This is a genomic window from Pseudomonas sp. MWU349 (genome assembly GCF_017947325.1).
GTDB lineage: Bacteria > Pseudomonadota > Gammaproteobacteria > Pseudomonadales > Pseudomonadaceae > Aquipseudomonas > Aquipseudomonas protegens.
In genome coordinates, this window is record NZ_JAFEVP010000001.1 from 868,747 (window position 1) to 889,582 (window position 20,836).

20 protein-coding genes are annotated in these 20,836 nt (G+C 64.7%); 13 read left to right on the forward strand and 7 right to left on the reverse strand.

Going from position 1 to position 20,836, the window contains the following annotated elements; all coding sequences use genetic code 11:
* Window positions 1–73: 73 nt before the first annotated feature.
* Window positions 74–841, reverse strand: coding sequence for a hydroxyacylglutathione hydrolase (gloB, locus tag KCG88_RS03825; RefSeq protein ID WP_210711786.1), 768 nt, complete (start codon window positions 839–841; stop codon window positions 74–76).
* Between the two features lie 65 nt (window positions 842–906).
* Between gloB and KCG88_RS03830 the strand changes: the two genes are divergently transcribed.
* Window positions 907–1,665: a methyltransferase domain-containing protein gene (locus KCG88_RS03830; protein WP_047286997.1), complete on the forward strand. Its 759-nt coding sequence runs from the start codon at window positions 907–909 to the stop codon at window positions 1,663–1,665.
* A gap of 109 nt (window positions 1,666–1,774) precedes the next feature.
* Window positions 1,775–2,227, forward strand: coding sequence for a ribonuclease HI (gene rnhA, locus KCG88_RS03835; RefSeq protein ID WP_011061579.1), 453 nt, complete (start codon window positions 1,775–1,777; stop codon window positions 2,225–2,227).
* A 16-nt stretch (window positions 2,228–2,243) separates the two neighbouring features.
* On the opposite strand, the gene KCG88_RS03840 is transcribed toward rnhA, so the two are convergent.
* A complete protein-coding gene (locus tag KCG88_RS03840) occupies window positions 2,244–3,194 on the reverse strand; it encodes a glycerophosphodiester phosphodiesterase family protein (protein ID WP_210711787.1) in 951 nt (316 codons plus the stop codon).
* A gap of 148 nt (window positions 3,195–3,342) precedes the next feature.
* A complete protein-coding gene (locus KCG88_RS03845) occupies window positions 3,343–3,666 on the reverse strand; it encodes a DUF2388 domain-containing protein (protein WP_210711788.1) in 324 nt (107 codons plus the stop codon).
* 198 nt (window positions 3,667–3,864) lie between these two features.
* On the opposite strand from KCG88_RS03845, the gene dnaQ reads away from it, so the two are divergent.
* The 3 genes from dnaQ (at window position 3,865) to KCG88_RS03860 (ending at window position 7,771) form a co-directional block, all read left to right on the forward strand.
* Window positions 3,865–4,614, forward strand: coding sequence for a DNA polymerase III subunit epsilon (dnaQ, locus tag KCG88_RS03850; RefSeq protein WP_047286990.1), 750 nt, complete (start codon window positions 3,865–3,867; stop codon window positions 4,612–4,614).
* 299 nt (window positions 4,615–4,913) lie between these two features.
* On the forward strand, window positions 4,914–7,169 hold the full coding sequence (locus KCG88_RS03855; RefSeq protein ID WP_210711789.1) for an arginine/lysine/ornithine decarboxylase: 2,256 nt from the start codon (window positions 4,914–4,916) through the stop codon (window positions 7,167–7,169).
* 14 nt (window positions 7,170–7,183) lie between these two features.
* On the forward strand, window positions 7,184–7,771 hold the full coding sequence (locus tag KCG88_RS03860; RefSeq protein ID WP_015635812.1) for a GNAT family N-acetyltransferase: 588 nt from the start codon (window positions 7,184–7,186) through the stop codon (window positions 7,769–7,771).
* On the opposite strand, the gene KCG88_RS03865 is transcribed toward KCG88_RS03860, so the two are convergent.
* Both KCG88_RS03865 and KCG88_RS03870 read right to left on the reverse strand, forming a co-directional pair.
* Window positions 7,768–8,661 (reverse strand): LysR family transcriptional regulator, encoded by an 894-nt coding sequence (locus tag KCG88_RS03865; RefSeq protein WP_047286986.1) that lies wholly within the window; start codon window positions 8,659–8,661, stop codon window positions 7,768–7,770. The two genes, KCG88_RS03860 and KCG88_RS03865, sit on opposite strands and share 4 nt — an antisense overlap.
* A 93-nt stretch (window positions 8,662–8,754) precedes the next feature.
* Window positions 8,755–8,991: a hypothetical protein gene (locus KCG88_RS03870; RefSeq protein WP_047286984.1), complete on the reverse strand. Its 237-nt coding sequence runs from the start codon at window positions 8,989–8,991 to the stop codon at window positions 8,755–8,757.
* A 228-nt stretch (window positions 8,992–9,219) separates the two neighbouring features.
* Here KCG88_RS03870 and KCG88_RS03875 point away from each other — a divergent pair, with 228 nt between their 5' ends.
* Together KCG88_RS03875 and KCG88_RS03880 are read left to right on the forward strand one after the other, a co-directional pair.
* A complete protein-coding gene (locus KCG88_RS03875; RefSeq protein ID WP_041118477.1) occupies window positions 9,220–9,777 on the forward strand; it encodes an NAD(P)H-dependent oxidoreductase in 558 nt (185 codons plus the stop codon).
* Window positions 9,778–9,890: 113 nt separating this feature from the next.
* Complete coding sequence (locus tag KCG88_RS03880) at window positions 9,891–11,177, forward strand: arsenic transporter (RefSeq protein WP_047336969.1); 1,287 nt, start codon at window positions 9,891–9,893, stop codon at window positions 11,175–11,177.
* A 71-nt stretch (window positions 11,178–11,248) separates the two neighbouring features.
* On the opposite strand, the gene KCG88_RS03885 is transcribed toward KCG88_RS03880, so the two are convergent.
* Entirely contained in the window at window positions 11,249–12,202 is a 954-nt protein-coding gene (locus tag KCG88_RS03885) for a DUF1853 family protein (protein ID WP_210711790.1), read from the reverse strand.
* 162 nt (window positions 12,203–12,364) lie between these two features.
* Here KCG88_RS03885 and KCG88_RS03890 point away from each other — a divergent pair, with 162 nt between their 5' ends.
* The 6 genes from KCG88_RS03890 to pepN are packed head-to-tail and all read left to right on the forward strand — an operon-like array spanning window position 12,365 to window position 18,862.
* A complete protein-coding gene (locus KCG88_RS03890; protein ID WP_007920913.1) occupies window positions 12,365–13,255 on the forward strand; it encodes an NAD(+) kinase in 891 nt (296 codons plus the stop codon).
* On the forward strand, window positions 13,252–14,226 hold the full coding sequence (locus KCG88_RS03895; protein WP_169891843.1) for a metallophosphoesterase: 975 nt from the start codon (window positions 13,252–13,254) through the stop codon (window positions 14,224–14,226). Before KCG88_RS03890 ends, KCG88_RS03895 begins: the two co-directional genes overlap by 4 nt.
* Window positions 14,223–15,089 (forward strand): rhomboid family intramembrane serine protease, encoded by an 867-nt coding sequence (locus KCG88_RS03900; RefSeq protein ID WP_210711791.1) that lies wholly within the window; start codon window positions 14,223–14,225, stop codon window positions 15,087–15,089. Before KCG88_RS03895 ends, KCG88_RS03900 begins: the two co-directional genes overlap by 4 nt.
* A gap of 15 nt (window positions 15,090–15,104) precedes the next feature.
* Window positions 15,105–15,365, forward strand: a complete 261-nt coding sequence (locus KCG88_RS03905) for a DUF1315 family protein (RefSeq protein ID WP_011061566.1) — start codon at window positions 15,105–15,107, stop codon at window positions 15,363–15,365.
* Window positions 15,362–16,192: a DUF2797 domain-containing protein gene (locus tag KCG88_RS03910; RefSeq protein ID WP_210711792.1), complete on the forward strand. Its 831-nt coding sequence runs from the start codon at window positions 15,362–15,364 to the stop codon at window positions 16,190–16,192. The genes KCG88_RS03905 and KCG88_RS03910 overlap by 4 nt, the downstream gene beginning before the upstream one ends.
* A gap of 12 nt (window positions 16,193–16,204) precedes the next feature.
* Window positions 16,205–18,862, forward strand: coding sequence for an aminopeptidase N (gene pepN / locus KCG88_RS03915; protein WP_047336967.1), 2,658 nt, complete (start codon window positions 16,205–16,207; stop codon window positions 18,860–18,862).
* 151 nt (window positions 18,863–19,013) lie between these two features.
* On the opposite strand, the gene KCG88_RS03920 is transcribed toward pepN, so the two are convergent.
* The gene (locus tag KCG88_RS03920; RefSeq protein ID WP_210711793.1) at window positions 19,014–20,675 is read right to left on the reverse strand and encodes a SulP family inorganic anion transporter; all 1,662 of its coding nucleotides are present in this window, start codon (window positions 20,673–20,675) and stop codon (window positions 19,014–19,016) included.
* Window positions 20,676–20,836: the final 161 nt, after the last annotated feature.

Consider the following 20,836-nt stretch of genomic DNA (forward strand, 5'->3'; position numbering starts at 1 on the left):
ATGTCGGGCGATTCTAGAAAGCACCCGGGGTGCGGTCAACCATTCAGAATTTTTGTACCAATCGATAGCCTGCTTAGAACTTATCTTTCCAAGCCCTCAGAGCCGCAAAGACCGCACTCTGCGACTGGTTATCCTGGCCATCCCGTTCGTCCGCTTTTTGTTTAACGGATGTTTCACCGGTACGCAGGAACGGGTTGGTCAATTTCTCCAGGGCCAGGGTCGAGGGCAGGGTCATGCGCCCTTGCTCGCGCATCTGCGTGACCTTGGCCAGGCGTTCGGCGATGTCCGGGTTGGCCGGTTCCACCGCCTGGGCGAAGCGCAGGTTGCTCAGGGTGTATTCGTGGGTGCAGTAGATCAGGGTGTCGTCCGGCAGCGCGGCGAGGCGGCCGAGGGAGTGGTGCATCTGCTCCGGGGTGCCCTCGAACAGCCGGCCGCAACCGGCCGCGAACAGGGTATCGCCACAGAACAGCAGGCCATGGTGGTAGTAGGCGATATGCCCCAGGGTATGGCCGGGCACGGCGAACACCTCGAACTCCCAGCCGAGGATGCTGACCCGCTGGTTGTCTTCGAGGCCGACGTCGCGGGCCGGGATCTTTTCCCGGGCCGGGCCATAGACCGTGGCCGCGCTGTGCTGCTTGAGGCGTTCGACGCCACCGACGTGATCGTGGTGATGGTGGGTGATCAGGATGTCGCTGAGCACCCAGCCCGGGTGCTGCTCCAGCCAGGCCAGAACCGGCGCCGCATCCCCCGGATCGACGACTGCGCAGCGCTGGCTGCGATGATCTTGTAACAACCAGATGTAGTTGTCGGTGAAGGCGGGCAGGGCACTGATCTGTATCATCTTCGGATTCGCCAAGCGGAAAACAATGGCGCATCTTAGAGCTTCTTGGCGTGTTGGAGAATGCAATGACCGATAAAGCCTTCGCTCAGGCAGATCCCGACTGGCTGGCCCTGATCAGTGCGGCCCGGGAGTGGCTGTCCGGCCCCCTGGGGCAATTTCTGCTGGATGAAGAGCGGCGCATGCTCGAAGAGGAACTGGGGCGTTTCTTCGGCGGTTACCTGGTGCACTACGGGCCCTCGGCGCAAACCCCGCCGGCGGCGCCCCAGGTGCAGCGCAATGTGCGTCTGGGCGCCCCCTTGCCCGGGGTGGAGATCGTCTGCGAGGAGCAGGCCTGGCCCCTGAGCGAGCACGCCGCCGATGTGGTGGTGCTGCAGCACGGCCTGGATTTCTGCCTGTCGCCCCATGGCCTGCTGCGCGAGGCGGCCAGCAGCGTGCGCCCTGGGGGGCATCTGCTGATTGTCGGCATCAACCCCTGGAGTACCTGGGGCCTGCGCCATGTGTTCGCCCATGATGCGCTGCGCCTGGCCCGCTGCATCTCCCCGTCGCGGGTCGGCGACTGGCTCAACCTGCTGGGCTTCGCGCTGGAGAAACGCCGCTTCGGGTGCTATCGTCCGCCGCTTGCTTCAACGGCATGGCAGGCGCGGTTGGCCGGCTGGGAGCGCAGGGCCGGGCACTGGCAACTGTCCGGCGGCGGCTTCTATCTGTTGGTTGCACGCAAGATCGCCGTGGGCCTGCGCCCGGTGCGCCAGGTGCGGCGCGAGCCGATAGGCAAGCTGGTACCGCTGCCCATGGCCAAGGTCAACCGCCGCAACAGCGAGCCTTGATGAGCTGCTGAAACCCTCTTTTTATATACTCCCGGCCGGCGTTGCCCGGCCCTGGGCCCGGTCGATCGCGGTCGGCGAGCCAATGGCAATTTTCTGATGGAAGGCGTGGATGAGCGATAGCGTAGAAATCTTTACCGACGGTGCCTGCAAGGGCAATCCCGGCCCCGGTGGCTGGGGCGCGCTGCTGGTGTGCAAGGGCGTCGAAAAGGAGCTCTGGGGCGGCGAAGCCAACACCACCAACAATCGCATGGAGCTGATGGCGGCGATCCGCGGCCTGGAAGAGCTCAAGCGCCAGTGCGATGTGCAACTGGTCACCGACTCGCAGTATGTGATGAAGGGCATCAACGAGTGGATGGCCAACTGGAAGAAGCGCGGCTGGAAGACCGCCGCCAAGGAGCCGGTGAAGAATGCCGACCTGTGGCAGCAGCTCGATGAACAGGTCAACCGCCACAACGTCACCTGGAAATGGGTGCGCGGCCACACCGGCCATCACGGTAACGAGCGGGCCGACCAACTGGCCAACCGCGGCGTCGACGAGGTCCGCGGCTACAAGCAGCCCTGATGCCCTGAGCGGGCAATCAGCGACAAGGCAGCGGCCGTTCGAGCCGCTGCTTCATTTCCCCCATCGCACGGGGCGAATCCACCAGCACCGCATCCATCTTCAGGCAGGCGGCCGCCTGGTAGTCCTCGGCCGTGTTGATGCCGATCGCCAGCATCCGCACCTTGCCCCGTGACTGAAAGCAATCCACCGCAGCGGGCGTCCACAGCCGGGCATCGACCTGGGAGCGCGCCTCGCCCAGGGTAAAGGTCTCGACCAGTTGCACCGGGCGCCGGTACTCGAAAGCCACCCAACTGCCGGGTGCAGGTGGTGCTTTGCAGTGGTGGGCGAGGGCGACGCCGGCCAGCCGGTCCCGGGTACTGTCCCGGGATTCGAACAGCCGGGCCTGGGGGTAGGGCGCGAAAGCCTGCTGGTAGCCGGCATCGGTGGAGTAGATCAGCACCCGGTTCCAGGCGTGCAGCTGTTCCAGCAAACGGGCGACGGCCTGGGCCTGGGGGGCGGCCGGCAGGGCCTTCATGTCGAGAATCACCGGCACCGACTCGGGGATCGCCAGCAGCGCCTGACGCAACGACGGCAGGCTTACCGGCTGGGCACGATAGGGAAAGCTCACCTGGCCATCGGCTGCTGTCTGCTTGAAATTCCACCCGGCATTGAGTGCCTGCAACTGCGCCAGGGTGTGCTGGCTGACTGCGCCTGTGGCCTGGGTATTGGCGCTCAGGTCGGCCGGTCGGTACAGCACCGGTACGCCATCGCGGCTTAGTTGCACTGTCAGCCACAGCATGTCGACGTTATTGCGCAGGGCGTTGTCGATGGCCAGCAGGGTGTTCTCGGGAAAGTCCGCGGCGCCGCCGCGATGGGCAACCACCAGCGGCCGCTGCCGGCTGTCGCTGTCGGTGTGCGTAAGGGAAGAACAGCCACTGATGCAGGCCAAGGCCAACAGCAGTGGGAGCATCTGTCGAGTCTTGAGCATGGGAGGGCGGTTCCTGTGGGGTGAGTGCAACGCCGGGTACCAGCGCCCGGGCGCCTGGGTGAGGCCGCACGGTAACGCAATACCCGTGTTCATATAAAGAAACGGCCGGGGCGCGCGATGAATCAGCATGCGGATGCGCCTCGGGGGCTCAGAGCGCAAGCATGGCGCTGGCCAGCTGCAGGTCGGTACAGGGCGGGGCACCGAGCACCTGGCGAATGTGCGTCAGGGCGGCTTCCAATCGGGCGCCACGGATCTCGCCGGCGCTGGCCACGAAGGCCGCGGCATCGCTCTGGGCGGCGAGCACAAGTTTGTCGTCCTTGAATGAGCTGCTGGCTTTGGAGCTGCCTTCGGTTGAACTCAGGGTCAGGCTCATGCTGATGTCGGTGCTGATCACCAGGGCGCTGGCCTGGACGATGTCGGTGAACAGGCAGGCGCAGAGCGCGCAGGCCAGTCGGGTTTTGCTGGAGGTCATGGCAGGGCTCTGGGTCCGGCGGAAAATATCGTCGGGCACCCTAGCGCTTTGCGTTGCAACGAACTGCAGCAGCTTTGCTAAGGATTGTTAAAAACTGCGCAGGCTGCGGGCTGATGAATCCGCCATGGGTGTCCTGCCGCCAGAGCGTGCTAAAATCCCGCGCTTTGAAACACTTTCACCGTTGAGAACTGACCCCTGATGGCCAACAGATCTGTTGTACTCGATACCGAAACCACCGGCATGCCGGTGACCGACGGCCACCGGATCATTGAAATCGGTTGCGTCGAGTTGATCGGTCGGCGCCTGACCGGCCGGCACTTCCACGTTTACCTGCAACCGGATCGCGAGAGCGATGAGGGCGCCATCGGCGTCCACGGCATCACCAACGAGTTCCTGGTGGGCAAGCCGCGTTTCGCCGAAGTCGCCGACGAGTTCTTCGACTTCATCCAGGGCGCGCAGCTGATCATCCACAACGCGGCGTTCGACGTTGGCTTCATCAACAACGAATTCGCCTTGATGGGCCAGCACGAACGGGCCGACATCACCCAGCACTGCACCATCCTCGACACCCTGATGATGGCCCGCGAGCGGCACCCGGGGCAGCGCAACAGCCTCGACGCCCTGTGCAAACGCTACGGCGTCGACAACTCCGGCCGTGAACTGCACGGCGCCTTGCTCGACTCGGAGATCCTGGCCGACGTCTACCTGACCATGACCGGTGGCCAGACCAGCCTGTCCCTGGCGGGCAATGCCTCGGACGGCAACGGCTCTGGCGAGGGGGCCGGCCAGGCGTCGGAAATCCGCCGCTTGCCGGCCGATCGCCCGCGCGGGCGGATCATCCAGGCCAGCGAGGCCGAATTGGCCGAGCATCAGGCGCGCCTGGAAATCATCGCCAAGTCCGCCGGCGCCCCGGCCCTCTGGACCCAGTTGCTCGAAGCCCAGCAGTAAGCCTTTGTTGTGACCGCTGCCGCAGGCGGCGAACGGCGCCGTAGGAGGCGCCGCGATATTCAGGGCCGCAGGGGGCTGGCGGGAGATCGCCAGGCAAGGCCCTTCGGTCCTTTTCGCAGCGTCGCGGGCTCAGCAGCGGCTACAGGCGTGGTTGGGGCGTGGCCGGGAGGGGACCGGCAATTGTTCCAGAGCGACGTTTTGTTACACCCAGCCCATGCCTGGGGTGACACGAAGCGTGCGCAGCTTCTACCCTGAGTTGATTGGCGGGGCCTGCCCGCCGTTTCAGGACACTGAGCCCCATGTATAAAGACCTGCAGTTTCCGATCCTGATCGTGCATCGCGACATCAAGGCCGATACGGTCGCGGGGGACCGGGTCAGGGGGATCGCCCGGGAACTGGAAAAGGACGGGTTCAGCATCTTTTCCGCGGTGGACTATGCCGAAGGGCGGATGGTGGCTTCGACCCATCACGGCCTGGCCTGCATGTTGATCGCCGCCGAAGGGGCCGGGGAAAACAAGCACCTGTTGCAGAACATGGTGGAACTGATCCGCCTGGCGCGAGTACGTGCACCGCTGCTGCCGATCTTTGCCCTGGGCGAGCAGGTGACCCTGGAAAACGCCCCCGCCGACGCCATGAGCGAACTCAACCAGCTGCGGGGCATTCTCTACCTGTTCGAGGACACGGTGCCCTTCCTGGCCCGGCAAGTGGCCCGGGCTGCGCGGGGCTACCTGGATGGCTTGCTGCCACCGTTCTTCAAGGCCCTGGTACAGCACACCGCCGACTCCAACTATTCCTGGCACACCCCGGGGCACGGCGGTGGCGTGGCCTATCGCAAGAGCCCGGTGGGGCAGGCGTTTCACCAGTTCTTTGGCGAGAACACCTTGCGTTCGGACCTGTCGGTGTCGGTCCCGGAGCTGGGCTCGCTGCTGGATCACACCGGCCCGCTGGCGGAAGCCGAAGCCCGTGCCGCGCGCAACTTTGGCGCCGATCACACCTTTTTCGTGATTAATGGCACCTCCACCGCCAACAAGATCGTCTGGCATTCCATGGTCGGTCGCGATGACCTGGTGCTGGTGGACCGCAACTGCCACAAGTCAGTGCTGCACTCGATCATCATGACCGGGGCCATTCCCCTGTACCTGTGCCCGGAGCGCAACGAACTGGGGATCATCGGGCCGATTCCCCTGAGCGAGTTCAGCGCCGAGTCGATCCAGGCCAAGATCGATGCCAGCCCGCTGACCCGCGGTCGGCCGCCCAGGGTCAAGCTGGCGGTGGTCACCAACTCCACCTATGACGGCCTGTGCTACAACGCCGAGCTGATCAAGCAAAGCCTGGGCAACAGTGTCGAGGTGCTGCACTTCGACGAAGCCTGGTACGCCTATGCGGCCTTTCATGAGTTTTTCGCCGGGCGCTACGGCATGGGCACGTCCCGCAGCGCCGACAGCCCGCTGGTATTCACCACCCATTCCACCCACAAGCTGCTGGCGGCCTTCAGCCAGGCCTCGATGATTCACGTGCAGGATGGCGGCGCCCGGCAACTGGACCGCGACCGCTTCAACGAAGCCTTCATGATGCATATCTCCACCTCGCCGCAGTACAGCATCATCGCCTCGCTGGACGTGGCTTCGGCGATGATGGAAGGGCCGGCGGGGCGCTCGCTGCTGCAGGAAATGTTCGACGAGGCCCTGAGCTTTCGCCGGGCCCTGGCCAACCTGCGGCAGAACATCGCCGCCGATGACTGGTGGTTCTCGGTGTGGCAACCGGAGCGGGTCGAGGGCATCGACCAGGTGCGCACCGAAGACTGGCTGCTGGAACCTGAAGGCGAGTGGCACGGCTTTGCCGGGGTCACCGATGACTATGTGCTGCTGGACCCGATCAAGGTGACCCTGGTCATGCCCGGCCTGACCGCGGGCGGCGCCCTGAGCGAGCACGGGATCCCGGCGGCGGTGGTCAGCAAGTTTCTCTGGGAGCGCGGGCTGGTGGTGGAGAAGACCGGGCTCTATTCGTTCCTGGTGCTGTTCTCCATGGGCATCACCAAGGGCAAGTGGAGCACGCTGCTCACCGAGCTGCTGGAGTTCAAGCGCAACTACGACGCCAATGTCAGCCTGGCCAGTTGCCTGCCCAGCGTGGCCGGGCAGGACCCGCAGCGCTACCAGGGCATGGGCCTGCAGGACCTCTGCGACCAGTTGCACGCCTGCTACCGCAGCAACGCCACGGCCAAGCACCTCAAGCGCATGTACACGGTGCTGCCGGAGGTGGCCATCAAGCCTGCCGATGCCTATGACCATCTGGTGCGGGGCGAGGTCGAGGCGGTTTCCATCGATCAGTTGCAGGGGCGTATCGCTGCGGTGATGCTGGTGCCCTATCCGCCGGGCATTCCGCTGATCATGCCGGGCGAGCGTTTCACCGAGTCCACCCGTTCGATCATCGATTACCTGGCCTTCGCCCGGGCCTTTGACAGCAGCTTTCCGGGGTTTGTCGCCGATGTGCACGGGCTGCAGCATGACGATCTGGGCGACGGGCGCCAGTACACCGTCGATTGCATCAAGGCATGAGGAGTTTCCCGGCCATGCAGCCTGTTGTGAATCCCCGTTATCCGGGCCTGGCGGTGCGAGTCGCCGATGAGGGCTTTGCCGCTTATATCTGGGGCAGCGACTTCAGCTTCGAGGTCAGCGCCTATGCCGTGGCCGAACGCGAAGTGCCAGTGGCGGACTGGGCCCTGCGACGGATCGTGCCCTATCGCAAATGCTATGGCATCGACCCGGAAGAGTTCAGCAGCTACCGCAATGCCGCAGACAGCGAGATCTTCATGGCCTATCTGGACGACCAGCCGGTGGGCCATGTGGTGGTCAGCACCAACTGGAACGGTTACGCCCATATCGATGAGCTGGCGGTGCATGCGCCGGCGCGGCGCCACGGGGTAGCCAGGGCGCTGCTGGATGTGGCGCAGTTCTGGAGCCGCAGGAAAAAACTGCCGGGGATGATGCTGGAAACCCAGAACAACAACCTGGGGGCCTGCCGCCTCTACGAGCAATGCGGCTATGTGGTAGGGGGCGTGGACCACCTGCGTTACCGCGGTATCGACCCGCAGACCGCCGAAGTGGCGATCTTCTGGTACCGGCTGTTTGCCAATGAGCTGGAGGGGCCGGCGCTTTAACCTGCCAGCAGGGCCTCGGCCTGTTCCGTGAGCAGCTCCAGCAGGGCAGTGGTCAGGGGCGAGCTGTCGCTGCCTTGGCGCCGCAAGGCGTACAGCGTGACGCTGATGGGGGGCGACAGCGGGCATACATCGAGCCCGGCGCTGCGGGCGCCGACGGCAGTGAAGGGGTCGACGATGGCCAGCCCTTCGCCAGCTTCCACCAGGCTGCGCATCATCTGATAGGTTTGCACCCGGGTCTGGATCACCGGGCTGGGGCGCAGGTTCTGCAATTTGCTGGCGAGTATCACGCTTAGTGGGTCCTGGCCCTCCAGGCCGACCATGGCCTGGCCGGCCAGGTCCTGCAGGGCGACGTATTTCTGCTTGGGTTGCAGCCAGCCGTGGGGCGCCAGGAGGAACAGCTTGCCCTGGGCCAGGGCCTGGCTGTGGATGTCCGGGTGCTGCGGATCGTGCAGGCTCAGGCCCAGATCGCAGTCACGCAGCAGCAGGCTGTGGACCATGTCCCGGGTGCTCTGGCCGAGCAGGCTGCAAGGGGTGTCGGCGAAGCGCCGGCGCAGGGCGGCGATGCATTGGGGAAGCAGTTGCTGAACCAGCGGCGGGGTGCCGACGAGGCGCAGCGGCGGCGCCTGGTGGAACCTCAGGCTGTCGGCCAGACGCTGGACGGGCTCGAAAGCGTCATACACCCGGGTGATGGCGCCCTGCAGTTCCCGGGCTTCACGGGTGGCCTGCAAACGGCCGCGAACACTGGCAAACAGCATGAAGCCCAATTGGCTCTCGGCGTCGCGTAGCAGGGCCTCGACCTCGGCCACCGAAAGTTGCAGCAGTTCGGCGGCAGTGCCCAGGTGAGCGGTTTGCAGGAGCGCCTGAATCACTTCGATATGACGTAAACGCATGCTTGAAGTCCATCTCCAGCCGTCGAGGGGTCAAGCAACGAATCCTAACCCAAGTGTGGCGACACAACAGCTGGCGATGATGCTCGCGCAGAATCACTGAGCTACATAGGTCTCGGGCTCGCGCACGATGGTCACGTCCGATTGCACCAGCAGGAACTGGTTGTCATCGAGTTTCTTGACCCGGTCGCCGATCGCCAGGCGGTAAGTGGTCACGGGCTCCGATCCGGCCGCGCCGTCCTGCGGGGGCATGGATTCCTGGAATTCGTGCACTGAGTACACCCGTCCCTCGGCATCTCTTGCATGGAATTGTCCGACAAGTACTGCAGCCATTCTTTAGAGCCTCTGGAGATAAAACACGCAAATTCGGTGGTGTAGACCCGGTGTCCCCAGGGGAAGTTTTACCCCGGGGAAAAAATAATCCGCTACCGGCGCCAGCCTCGTTGCCACGGGCTGTCTGGCAACAGGCCATGGTTTGGGAATTATCGGGGTGGGGTAGCAGATATCACCTCGGGTCATCTATAACTAACACCTTCTTTACGCCAACGGTTGGAAACTCCCATGAGCAATGTCTACAAGGTCGCAGTACTGGTCGGTAGCCTGAGAAAGCAGTCCCTGAACCGCAAGGTCGCCCTGGCCCTGGCCGAGCTGGCGCCTGCCAGCCTCCAGCTGAACATCGTCGAGATCGGCGACCTGCCGCTCTACAACGAAGACATCGATGCCACGCCACCGGCGGCCTATACCCGTTTTCGCGAGCAGATCAGCGGCGCCGACGCGGTGCTGTTCGTTACCCCGGAATACAACCGCTCGGTACCGGCGGCGCTGAAAAACGCCATCGACGTTGGCTCGCGTCCCTACGGTAAAAGCGCCTGGAGCGGCAAGCCGGGGGCGGTGATCAGCGTATCCCCGGGGGCCATCGGCGGTTTTGGCGCCAACCACCACCTGCGCCAGTCCCTGGTGTTCCTCAACGTGCCCTGCATGCAGCAGCCGGAAGCCTACCTGGGCGGCGCCGGTTCGGCCTTCGACGAGGCCGGCAAACTGTCTGAAGCAACCCGGCCGTTCCTGCAGGGCTTCATCAACGCCTACGGACAGTGGGTCGAGCAGCAACGCAAGGCCTGATTCCCCACCATTGCCCGCTGTCGCAGGAGCCGGATTGCCGGCGAAGAGGCCCCGGAGTCCCGTGGGGTGCCTTCGCCGGCAAGCCGGCTCCTGCATACTCAAGACCCACTCTCATGTTGATTGCCGTATCGATTTTCCTGCTGACCATTACCTTGGTGATCTGGCAGCCCAGGGGCCTGGGCGTTGGCTGGAGCGCCGTGTTCGGCGCAACCCTGGCGTTGTTGTTCGGGGTGGTGCAATGGGCGGATATCCCGGTGGTCTGGCAGATCATCTGGAATGCCACCGGTACCTTTGTCGCGCTGATCATCATCAGCCTGCTGCTGGACGAGGCCGGGTTCTTTGCCTGGGCCGCGCTGCATGTGGCGCGCTGGGGGCGAGGGCGGGGCAGGCGGCTGTTTGCCTTCATGGTATTGCTGGGGGCGCTGGTCTCGGCGCTGTTCGCCAATGACGGCGCCGCGCTGATCCTGACCCCCATCGTCATTTCCATGCTCCTGGCCTTGCGCTTTTCACCGGCCACGACCCTGGCCTTCGTCATGGGCGCGGGGTTCATTGCCGACACCGCGAGCCTGCCGCTGGTGGTTTCGAACCTGGTGAACATCGTTTCCGCGGACTTTTTCAAGATTGGCTTCAACCGTTATGCGCTGGTGATGCTGCCGGTCAACCTGGTGAGCGTGGCCGCCACCTTGGCGGTGCTGCTGTGGTTCTTCCGCCGCGATATCCCGCTGGATTACGACCCCCGGCAACTGGCCGAGCCCGCCAGCGCCATCCATGACCGGGCGACCTTCATGGCCGGCTGGTGGGTGCTGCTGATCCTGCTGCTGGGCTGCTTTGCCCTGGAACCGCTGGGCATTCCCATCAGCGCGATTTCCGCGGTGTGCGCGGCGCTGCTGCTGGCGATTGCCGCCCGTGGGCACCGGATCTCCACGCGCAAGGTGCTCAGGGAAGCGCCCTGGCAGATCGTGATTTTTTCCCTGGGCATGTACCTGGTGGTGTACGGCCTGCGCAATGCCGGGCTCACGGCGTACCTGGCCGGCTGGCTGGATGCCTTTGCCGGCGGCGGGATCTGGGGCGCGGCCCTGGGCACCGGGTTGCTCACGGCGGGCTTGTCATCGCTGATGAACAATCTGCCGACGGTGCTGATCGGCGCCTTGTCCATCGATGCCAGCCAGGCCACGGGGGTGGTCAAGGAAGCGATGATCTACGCCAACGTCATCGGCAGTGACCTGGGGCCGAAGATCACCCCCATCGGCAGCCTGGCGACCCTGCTCTGGCTGCATGTACTGGAGCGCAAGGGCATTCACATTGGCTGGGGTTACTACTTCCGTGTCGGCATCGTGCTGACGCTGCCGGTGTTGCTGGCGACCTTGGCGGCGTTGGCGCTGCGCCTGTCTCTGATGTAGGCGCCGGCTTGCCGGCGAACGGGCCCTTGAGTCCTGTGATGCCCATAGGGGGGGGCTTCGCCGGCAAATTGTCAGGAGGGCTGGGGAGGAGCATGGGGCCAGAGATCGGCCACCAGGAACAGGCGTTCGGCTTCTTCCCAACCGCCTTCTGGGGTTTGCTCCAGGCGCACCAGCAACTGCGCCGGGGCCTGGGGGGCAAGTTCCGCCAGCCATTGCTGCAGTTGCGTGGCGGTCCAGGCCTGCTCGGCCGGGTAGTGGGCCGGCGCCAGCCAGGCGTGGCGGGGCAGGGGCTGCCAGCGCCCCGGGGCGCTCTGGGCGAAAAATGCCGGCCAGTCGCGCTGATGCAGCCAGCGCCCGCACAGGTGCTGCGGGTGGGCGCCCTGGGGCGGTTCGGCGCGACCCGGCCAGGGGTACAGCAGGTAGCCCCCCAGCCACAGGTGCGCGCTGAACTGGTGGATATCCAGTGCCGCCAGGGCTTCGCGGCTTTCATCCCGGGCGGAAATCGGCAGTTGGTGCCCATCCAGGTGCGCCAGCTTGCGGTCCAGGCGGTCATGGCAGCCAGGGCCCAGCCATTGGGCGCTGTCCTGGCCATTGCCGGCCTGGGGGCCCAGGTACAGCTTGATCGCCAGTTCCAGGTGATGCACGCCGTCACGGTCGCGCAGCAGCATGTCCAGTTCGCCCAGGGTGTGGCCGCCGCGGCGGATCGGCAGGTTGGCCGCCAGCAGCTCGACCCCGGGGGCGTGGCGGACGGCAAATTGCCAGAGGCGCTCGTAATACAGGCCCAGGCGCCGGGTCGGGCCCTCGGCCAGCCATTGGCGCAGGGCGCGGCTGTCCAGATCCTGGCAGCGCAGCCAGTGGGCCAGCAGTTGCGGCGCCTGGACCCAGTCGCTGCCGGCGAGCGGGTGGCGTTGTGGCCAGGGCGTGTGGCTGAGCATCGGCGGCGCGAGGATGACCCAGGCGAGGTCGCGGACTTCAGGTTGACGCAACTGGCGGGGAAGGCCGAGCAGATCAGGGAACAGGAGCATCTTGCGAGCATAGACGCAAACCCGGGCCGATCGCGATAAATGCGTGCCACTCGCAGTTGCCGCAGGGCTGGCTAAGCCCGTGTGGCTGAAAGGATTTTGTCTAACGCCGGGTTTCGCCCATAATCCTCCGTTTCGCCCGTACCCGAACCCCGCAGGAGCCCCATGGAGCAATTTCGCAATATCGGCATTATCGGTCGCCTGGGCAGTTCCCAGGTGCTGGACACAGTTCGCCGACTGAAAAAGTTTCTGCTGGCGCGGCACCTGCACGTGATCCTTGAGGACACTATCGCCGAAGTGCTGCCCGGCCACGGCCTGCAGACTTCCTCGCGCAAGTTGCTGGGCGAGGTCTGCGACATGGTCATCGTGGTCGGTGGCGACGGCAGCCTGCTGGGCGCCGCCCGGGCCCTGGCGCGGCACAACATCCCGGTGCTGGGGATCAACCGCGGCAGCCTGGGCTTTCTCACCGACATCCGCCCCGACGAGCTGGAGGTCAAGGTCGCCGAGGTGCTGGACGGCCACTACCTGGTCGAGAACCGCTTCCTGCTGCAGGCCGAGGTGCGCCGCCATGCCGAGGCCATCGGCCAGGGCGATGCGCTGAACGACGTGGTGCTGCACCCGGGCAAGTCGACGCGGATGATCGAGTTCGAGATCTACATCGACGGCCAGTTCGTCTGCAGCCAGAAGGCCGACGGCCTGATCGTCGCCACGCCCACCGGTTCCACGGCCTACGCCCTGTCCGCCGGCGGGCCGATCATGCATCCCAAGCTCGATGCCATTGTGATTGTGCCGATGTACCCCCATACCTTGTCGGGAAGACCGATCGTGGTCGATGGCAACAGCGAGCTGAAAATCGTCGTGTCCAAAGATATGCAGATCTATCCGCAAGTGTCCTGTGACGGGCAGAACCACTTCACCTGTGCCCCGGGCGACACCATCACGGTCAGCAAGAAGGCGCAGAAACTGCGCCTGATCCACCCGCTGGACCACAACTACTACGAGGTCTGCCGGACCAAACTCGGCTGGGGCAGCCGGCTGGGCGGTGGAGGCGACTGATGCTCGATCCCGCGCGTAGCTACGACCTGATCGGTGACGTGCACGGTTGCGCCCTGACCCTGGAGCACTTGCTGGATCGGCTCGGTTATCACAAGCAGGCCGGCGTCTGGCGGCATCCGTCGCGCATGGCGGTGTTCCTCGGCGATATCATCGACCGCGGCCCGCGTATCCGTGAGTCCCTGCACATCGTCCACGACATGGTCGAGGCCGGTCAGGCCCTGTGCATCATGGGCAACCACGAGTTCAATGCCCTGGGCTGGAGCACTCCGGCGGCCGAAGGCAGCGGCAAGCAGTTCGTGCGCGAGCACACCCCGCGCCATGCCCGGCTGATCCACGAGACCCTGACCCAGTTCGAACAGCACCCGGGTGACTGGCACGATTTTCTGCAGTGGTTCTATGAGTTGCCGCTGTTCGTCGACGCCGGGCGTTTTCGCGTGGTGCACGCCTGCTGGGATGCCGGCCTGATCGCGCCGCTGCGCCAGCAGTACCCCAACGGCTGCATCGACCGCGAGTTCCTGCAGTCCGCGGCCGTTCCCGACAGCTTTGCCTGTACCGCCTTCGACCGCCTGCTGCGGGGCACCGACATGCGCCTGCCCCATGGCTTGACGATGACCAGCGGCGACGGCCTGACCCGCGCCTTCTTCCGTACCAAGTTCTGGGAAGACGACCCGCAGACCTACGGCGACATCGTGTTCCAGCCCGATGCCTTGCCTGAGCCTGTGGCCCGCACGCCGTTGTCCCCGGCCGAGAAGAACAGCCTGCTGCGTTATGGCGCCGAGGAACCGATGCTGTTCGTCGGGCACTACTGGCGCAGCGGCAAGCCGGCGCCGATCCGTCCCAACCTGGCGTGCCTGGACTACAGCGCGGTGCTCTACGGCAAGCTCGCCGCGTATCGGCTGGACCAGGAAACCCGCCTGGATCCGAATAAATTTGTCTGGGTCGACGTTGAGCGGCCCGAGGTAGTGCGATGAGTGCGGTAGCGGTATTGCGCCTGCCCCTGGCGACAGACCTGAGCGGCTTCGTCAAGCTGCTGCAACGCATGCAGGTGCCTCACCGGGTCAGCGAGGAGGCGGGGGAACAGGTGCTCTGGGTGCCGGAATCCATCAGCGAGGACGTGCGTGGCCTGTACCAGCGCTTTCCCCAGGGCGACCCCGAGCAGCAACTGGACATTCCCCAGGCCATTGCCCCGGCGCGCCCCGGCTTCGTCCAGCAACTGCGCAGCAGCCCGGTCACTGCGTTGATCCTGCTCCTGAGCCTGGCGGTATGCGGTATTACCTTGCTCGGCGACAACCTGCAGACCCTGAGTTGGTTCACCTTCCTCGAGTTCCGCGTGGTTGGCGACTACATCCAGTTCAGCTCCCTGGCCGACAGCCTGGCGGCGGGGCAGTGGTGGCGCCTGGTGACGCCGATGCTGATCCACTTCGGCTTCCTGCATATCGCCATGAACGGCATGTGGTACTGGGAGCTGGGGCGGCGCATCGAAATGCGCCAGGGCGGCATCAACCTGCTGGGCCTGACCCTGCTGTTCAGCCTGGTGTCGAATTATGCGCAGTACTACTTCAGCGGGCCGACCCTGTTCGGTGGCCTGTCCGGGGTACTCTACGGCCTGCTCGGGCATTGCTGGATCTATCAATTGCTGGCCCCCAACCCCATCTACCGCCTGCCTCGGGGCGTGCTGGTGATGATGCTGGTGTGGCTGCTGCTGTGCCTGTCCGGGCTGGTCTCGATGATCGGTTTCGGTGAAATCGCCAACGCCGCCCACGTTGGCGGGTTGCTTACCGGATGCCTCACCGGTCTGTTGGGCGGCTTGTACAGCCGCCGACGGGCCCTTTAAACGCTGGAGTCTTGTATGTCGTCCTTTGTTGAAATGATCGAAAACATCACCCCCGAGATCTACCAGAGCCTGAAACTGGCGGTAGAGATCGGCAAATGGTCCGATGGCCGCAAGCTCACCGCCGAACAGCGTGAACTGTCCCTGCAGGCGATGATCGCCTGGGAAATGCAAAATCTGCCCGAGGATCAACGTACCGGCTACATGGGCCCGCAGGAATGCGCCTCGAAGTCGGCGCCGGTGCCGAACATCCTGTTCAAGTCGGATGCCATCCATTGATCGAGATTGGCCGCGGTTCCATCAGCAAAATGTCGGCGCGCCTTGACGGGCCGAACGTTGAATACGCTTTTCGCCTGGGCGACAGCGAGGTGCCGGTCAACCCCTTGATCGGCACCACGGTGCGCCTGGAATACCTGGGTGCGATCCATTGCAGCCATTGCGGGCGCAAGACCAAGACCAGCTTCAACCAGGGCTACTGCTACCCGTGCATGACCAAGCTGGCCCAGTGCGATATCTGCATCATGAGCCCGGAACGCTGCCACTACGACGCCGGTACTTGCCGCGATCCGTCATGGGGCGAGCAGTTCTGCATGACCGACCACGTGGTCTACCTGGCCAACTCGTCGGGGATCAAGGTCGGCATCACCCGCGCCACCCAACTGCCGACCCGCTGGCTTGACCAGGGCGCCAGCCAGGCGCTGCCGATCATGCGCGTGGCGACCCGCCAGCAATCGGGTTTCGTCGAAGACCTGTTCCGTTCCCAGGTGGCCGACAAGACCAACTGGCGCGCCTTGCTCAAGGGTGATGCCCAGGCGGTGGACCTGGTGGCGGTGCGCGAGCAGTTGTTCGAATCCTGCGCCGAGGGCCTGCTGGCCCTGCAACAGCGTTTCGGTTTGCAGGCGATCCAGCCGGTGACCGACATCGAACCCCTGGAAATCCGCTATCCGGTCGTGGAGTACCCGACCAAGATCGTCAGCTTCAACCTGGACAAGAATCCGATCGCCGAAGGCACGTTGCTGGGCATCAAGGGCCAGTACCTGATCTTCGACACCGGCGTGATCAACATTCGCAAATACACGGCGTACCAGCTCGCCGTGCATCAGTAGAAGGAATTCGCCATGCGCACCGACCAACCGAAGATGATCTACCTGAAGGACTATCAGGCCCCCGAGTACCTGATCGACGAGACCCACCTGACCTTCGAGTTGTTCGAGGACCACAGCCTGGTCCATGCGCAGCTGGTGATGCGTCGCAACCCGGCCCGGGGCGCCGGCCTGCCGCCCCTGGTGCTGGACGGCCAGCAGCTTGAGCTGCTGTCGGTGAGCCTGTCCGATCAGGCCCTGAGTGCCAGCGACTACCAGCTGGACGACAGCCACCTGACCCTGCACCCGACCAGCGCCAGTTTCACCCTGGACACCAGCGTGCGCATCCACCCGGAAAGCAACACCGCCCTGGAAGGCCTGTACAAGTCCAGCGGCATGTTCTGCACCCAGTGCGAGGCCGAGGGCTTTCGCAAGATCACCTATTACCTCGACCGCCCGGACGTGATGAGCAAGTTCACCACCACCGTGGTGGCCGAGCAGCACAGCTACCCGGTGCTGCTGTCCAACGGCAACCCGATCGCCAGCGGCCCGGGAGAAGACGGCCGGCACTGGGCGACCTGGGAAGACCCCTTCATGAAGCCCGCCTACCTGTTCGCCCTGGTGGCCGGTGACCTGTGGTGCGTGGAAGACAGTTTCCGCACCCAGAGCGGTCGCGACGTGGCGCTGCGCATCTATGTCGAGCCGGAAAACATCGACAAGTGCCAGCACGCGATGAACAGCCTCAAGAAGTCCATGCGCTGGGACGAAGAGACCTATGGCCGCGAGTACGACCTGGACATCTTCATGATCGTCGCGGTCAACGACTTCAACATGGGCGCCATGGAAAACAAGGGCCTGAACATCTTCAACTCCAGCGCCGTGCTGGCTCGTGCCGAAACCGCCACCGACGCCGCGCACCAGCGGGTCGAGGCCATCGTTGCCCACGAATACTTCCACAACTGGTCGGGCAACCGCGTGACCTGCCGCGACTGGTTCCAGCTGTCGCTCAAGGAAGGCTTCACGGTGTTCCGCGACGCCGGTTTTTCCGCGGACATGAACTCGGCCACGGTCAAGCGCATCCAGGACGTGGCGTACCTGCGCACCCACCAGTTCGCCGAAGACGCCGGCCCCATGGCCCACGCCGTGCGCCCGGAAAGCTTTATCGAGATCTCCAACTTCTACACCCTGACCGTGTACGAAAAGGGTTCGGAAGTTGTCGGCATGATCCACACCTTGCTCGGCGCCGAAGGCTTCCGTAAGGGCAGCGACCTGTACTTCGAGCGCCATGACGGCCAGGCCGTGACCTGCGACGACTTCGTCAAGGCCATGGAAGACGCCAACGGCGTCGACCTGACCCAGTTCAAGCGCTGGTACAGCCAGGCCGGTACGCCACGGCTGGCGGTCAGCGAGTCCTACGACGCTGCGGCGAAAACCTACAGCCTGACCTTCCGCCAGAGCTGCCCGCAAACCCCGGACAAGGTCGAAAAACTGCCGTTCGTGATTCCGGTGGCCCTGGGCCTGCTCGATAGCACCGGTGCCGACATGGCCTTGCGCCTGGCCGGTGAAGCCGCCGCCCAGGGCACGTCCCGCGTGTTGTCGGTGACCGAGGCCGAGCAGACCTTTACCTTCGTCGACATCGCCGAACATCCGCTGCCCTCGCTGCTGCGGGGTTTCTCGGCTCCGGTGAAGCTGGGCTTCCCCTACAACCGTGACCAGCTGATGTTCCTCATGCAGCACGACAGCGACGGTTTCAACCGTTGGGACGCCGGCCAGCAATTGTCGGTGCAGGTGTTGCAGGAACTGATCGCCCAGCACCAACAGGGCCGGGCGCTGGCGATGGACGAACGTCTGGTGGCAGCCCTGGGCACCGTGCTCGCCGACGACAGCCTGGATCAGGCCATGGTCGCCGAAATGCTGTCCCTGCCGGGCGAGGCCTACCTCACCGAGATCAGCGAAGTGGCGGATGTCGAGGCGATCCACGCGGCTCGCGAGTTTGCCCGTCAGCAACTGGCTGACCGCTTGTTCGACGCGCTGTGGAAGCGCTATCAGGCCAATCGGCAGGTGTCCAAGGCCACCGCCTATGTGGCCGAGTCCGAGCACTTCGCCCGTCGCGCCCTGCAGAACATCGCCCTGTCGTACCTGATGCTGACCCACAAGCCCGAGGTGTTGGCGGCGGCCATCGAACAGTTCGACAGCGCCGACAACATGACCGAGCGCCTGACCGCCCTGGCAGTGCTGGTCAACTCGCCGTTCGAGGCCGAGAAGGCCAAGGCCCTGGCCGTGTTTGCCGAGAACTTCAAGGACAACGCCCTGGTCATGGACCAGTGGTTCAGCGTGCAGGCCGGTAGCCCGTTGCCGGGCGGCCTGGAGCGGGTCAAGGCGCTCATGCAGCACCCGGCGTTCAACATCAAGAACCCGAACAAGGTGCGGGCGCTGGTGGGGGCGTTTGCCGGGCAGAACCTGATCAACTTCCACGCCGCCGATGGTTCCGGCTATCGCTTCCTGGCGGACCTGGTGATCCAGCTCAACGGCTTCAACCCGCAGATTGCCTCGCGGCAACTGGCGCCGCTGACCCGCTGGCGCAAATACGACAGTGCCCGCCAGGCACTGATGAAAGGCGAACTGGAGCGCATCCGCGCCTCCGGCGAGCTGTCCAGCGATGTGTTCGAGGTGGTGAGCAAAAGCCTCGCCTGAGGCATGTACCGCCCCCCGGCATCGCCTTCGCTGGCAAGCCAGCTCCTACGGACCCAAGCCACCGCATACCCCCCGTAGGAGCCGGCTTGCCGGCGAAGAGGCCCCCAAGCCTTGTACCGCCCTCGGCATCCCTTCGCTGGCAAGCCAGCTCCTACGCGAGCGGTGGTGGGGAGGCAGGGGGGATTGGGCTCTGTAGCGCCTCGCTCAAATCGCGGTGATAGTTCTGCGGGCCGATGGCGTGCAGGATGCCGACCCGCTCCAGCTTGCCGTGCACCTTGAGGTTGGCTTCGCACAACTTCACCACAATCGCGCGTTTGTGCAGTTGGCCTATCACCTCTTCCAGGGTCTGCAGCCCGGTAATGTCCATGAACGGCACATGCTTGAGGCGGATGATCAGCACCTGCGGGTCGCTGTGGGTCTGGGCCAGGGCCCGTTCGAAGGTCTCCGCGGCGCCAAAGAACAACGGCCCTTCGATGGTGTAGATCAGCACGCCCGGTGGCAGGTGCAGTTGGCCACTGCGGTGCAGTTCCTGCTGCAGATCCTGTTCCACCACTTGTTGCACTTCCACCGAGGAGGCCATGCGTCGCAGAAAATGCAGCATGGCCAGGACCACGCCGATGTTCACCGCGATCACCAGGTCGCTGAACACGGTCAGCACAAAGGTGCACAGCAGGATCGCCACATCGGCCCGGGGGGCTCGTTGCAGCATGCGCTTGAAGTGGTGCAGCTCGCTCATGTTGTAGGCCACCACGAACAGGATCGCCGCCAGGGCGCACAGCGGAATGTTCGCTGCCAGCGGCGCCAGGAACAGGATGATCAGCAGCAGCACCAGGGCATGGACGATACCCGCCAGCGGGCTGCTGCCGCCGTTGCGGATATTGGTGGCGGTACGGGCAATGGCGCCGGTGGCGGCGAAACCGCCGAACAGCGGGGTGACCAGGTTGGCGATGCCCTGGCCCATCAGTTCCTGGTTGGAGTCATGGCGGGTGCCAGCCATGCCATCGGCCACCATCGCCGACAGCAGCGATTCGATGGCCCCGAGCATGGCGATGGCGAAAGCCGGGCCGATCAGGTCCAGGATCCGCGGCAGGCTGACCTCTGGAAACTGCAACGCCGGCAAGCCCTGGGGAATGCCACCGAAGGCACTGCCAATGGTGGCTACGCCCTGGAACTGGAACAGCGACTGCAAGGCCGTGGCCAGGGTCATGGCCAGCAGGGGGGCCGGCAGGCGCTTGAGCTGGGGGATGCACGGCACCCATAGCAGCAGCGCCAGGCTCAGCAGGGCCAGCAGGGTGGTGCTCAGGTGCAGTTGGGGCAGGGCTTGCAGCAGGTGCCAGAGTTTCTGATGAAAGTGCTCGCCGCTGACCGCGGGCAGGCCGAAGAAATCCTTCCACTGGCTGACCCAGATGATTACCCCGATACCGGCGGTGAAGCCCAGGATCACCGGGTCCGGGATGAACTTGATCAGGGCGCCCAGGCGGCTGATGCCCAGCAGGAACAGGATCAGCCCGGCCATCAGGGTCGCCAGTTGCAGGCCATCCACTCCGTATTGGGCGGTGACCCCGGCAAGGATCACGATAAAGGCCCCGGTGGGCCCGGCGATCTGCACCCGGCTGCCGCCGAACAGCGACACCAGCAGGCCGCCGACGATGGCGGTGTAGATGCCCTGTTCGGGCTTGACCCCGGAGGCGATGGCGAAGGCCATGGCCAGGGGCAACGCCACCACTGCGACAATCACCCCGGACACCAGGTTGCGGCCCCAGTGCGCACGTCCCAGCAATCCGACTTTCCACGCCTCGCGTATGGCAATCATGGCTCTGTCCTGAAGTCTGCCCGGCTCATCATAGCCCCGGCCGGGGAGGGGTGGCCCCTGTCCTGGATCAGGCTTTGTCCCACTGTCGCGCAGACGCGGTTCAGGCCCATCCATCAGTCCTGCGAATGGGCGGCCATTTAGGGTTTCGGCAGGGGCTGATG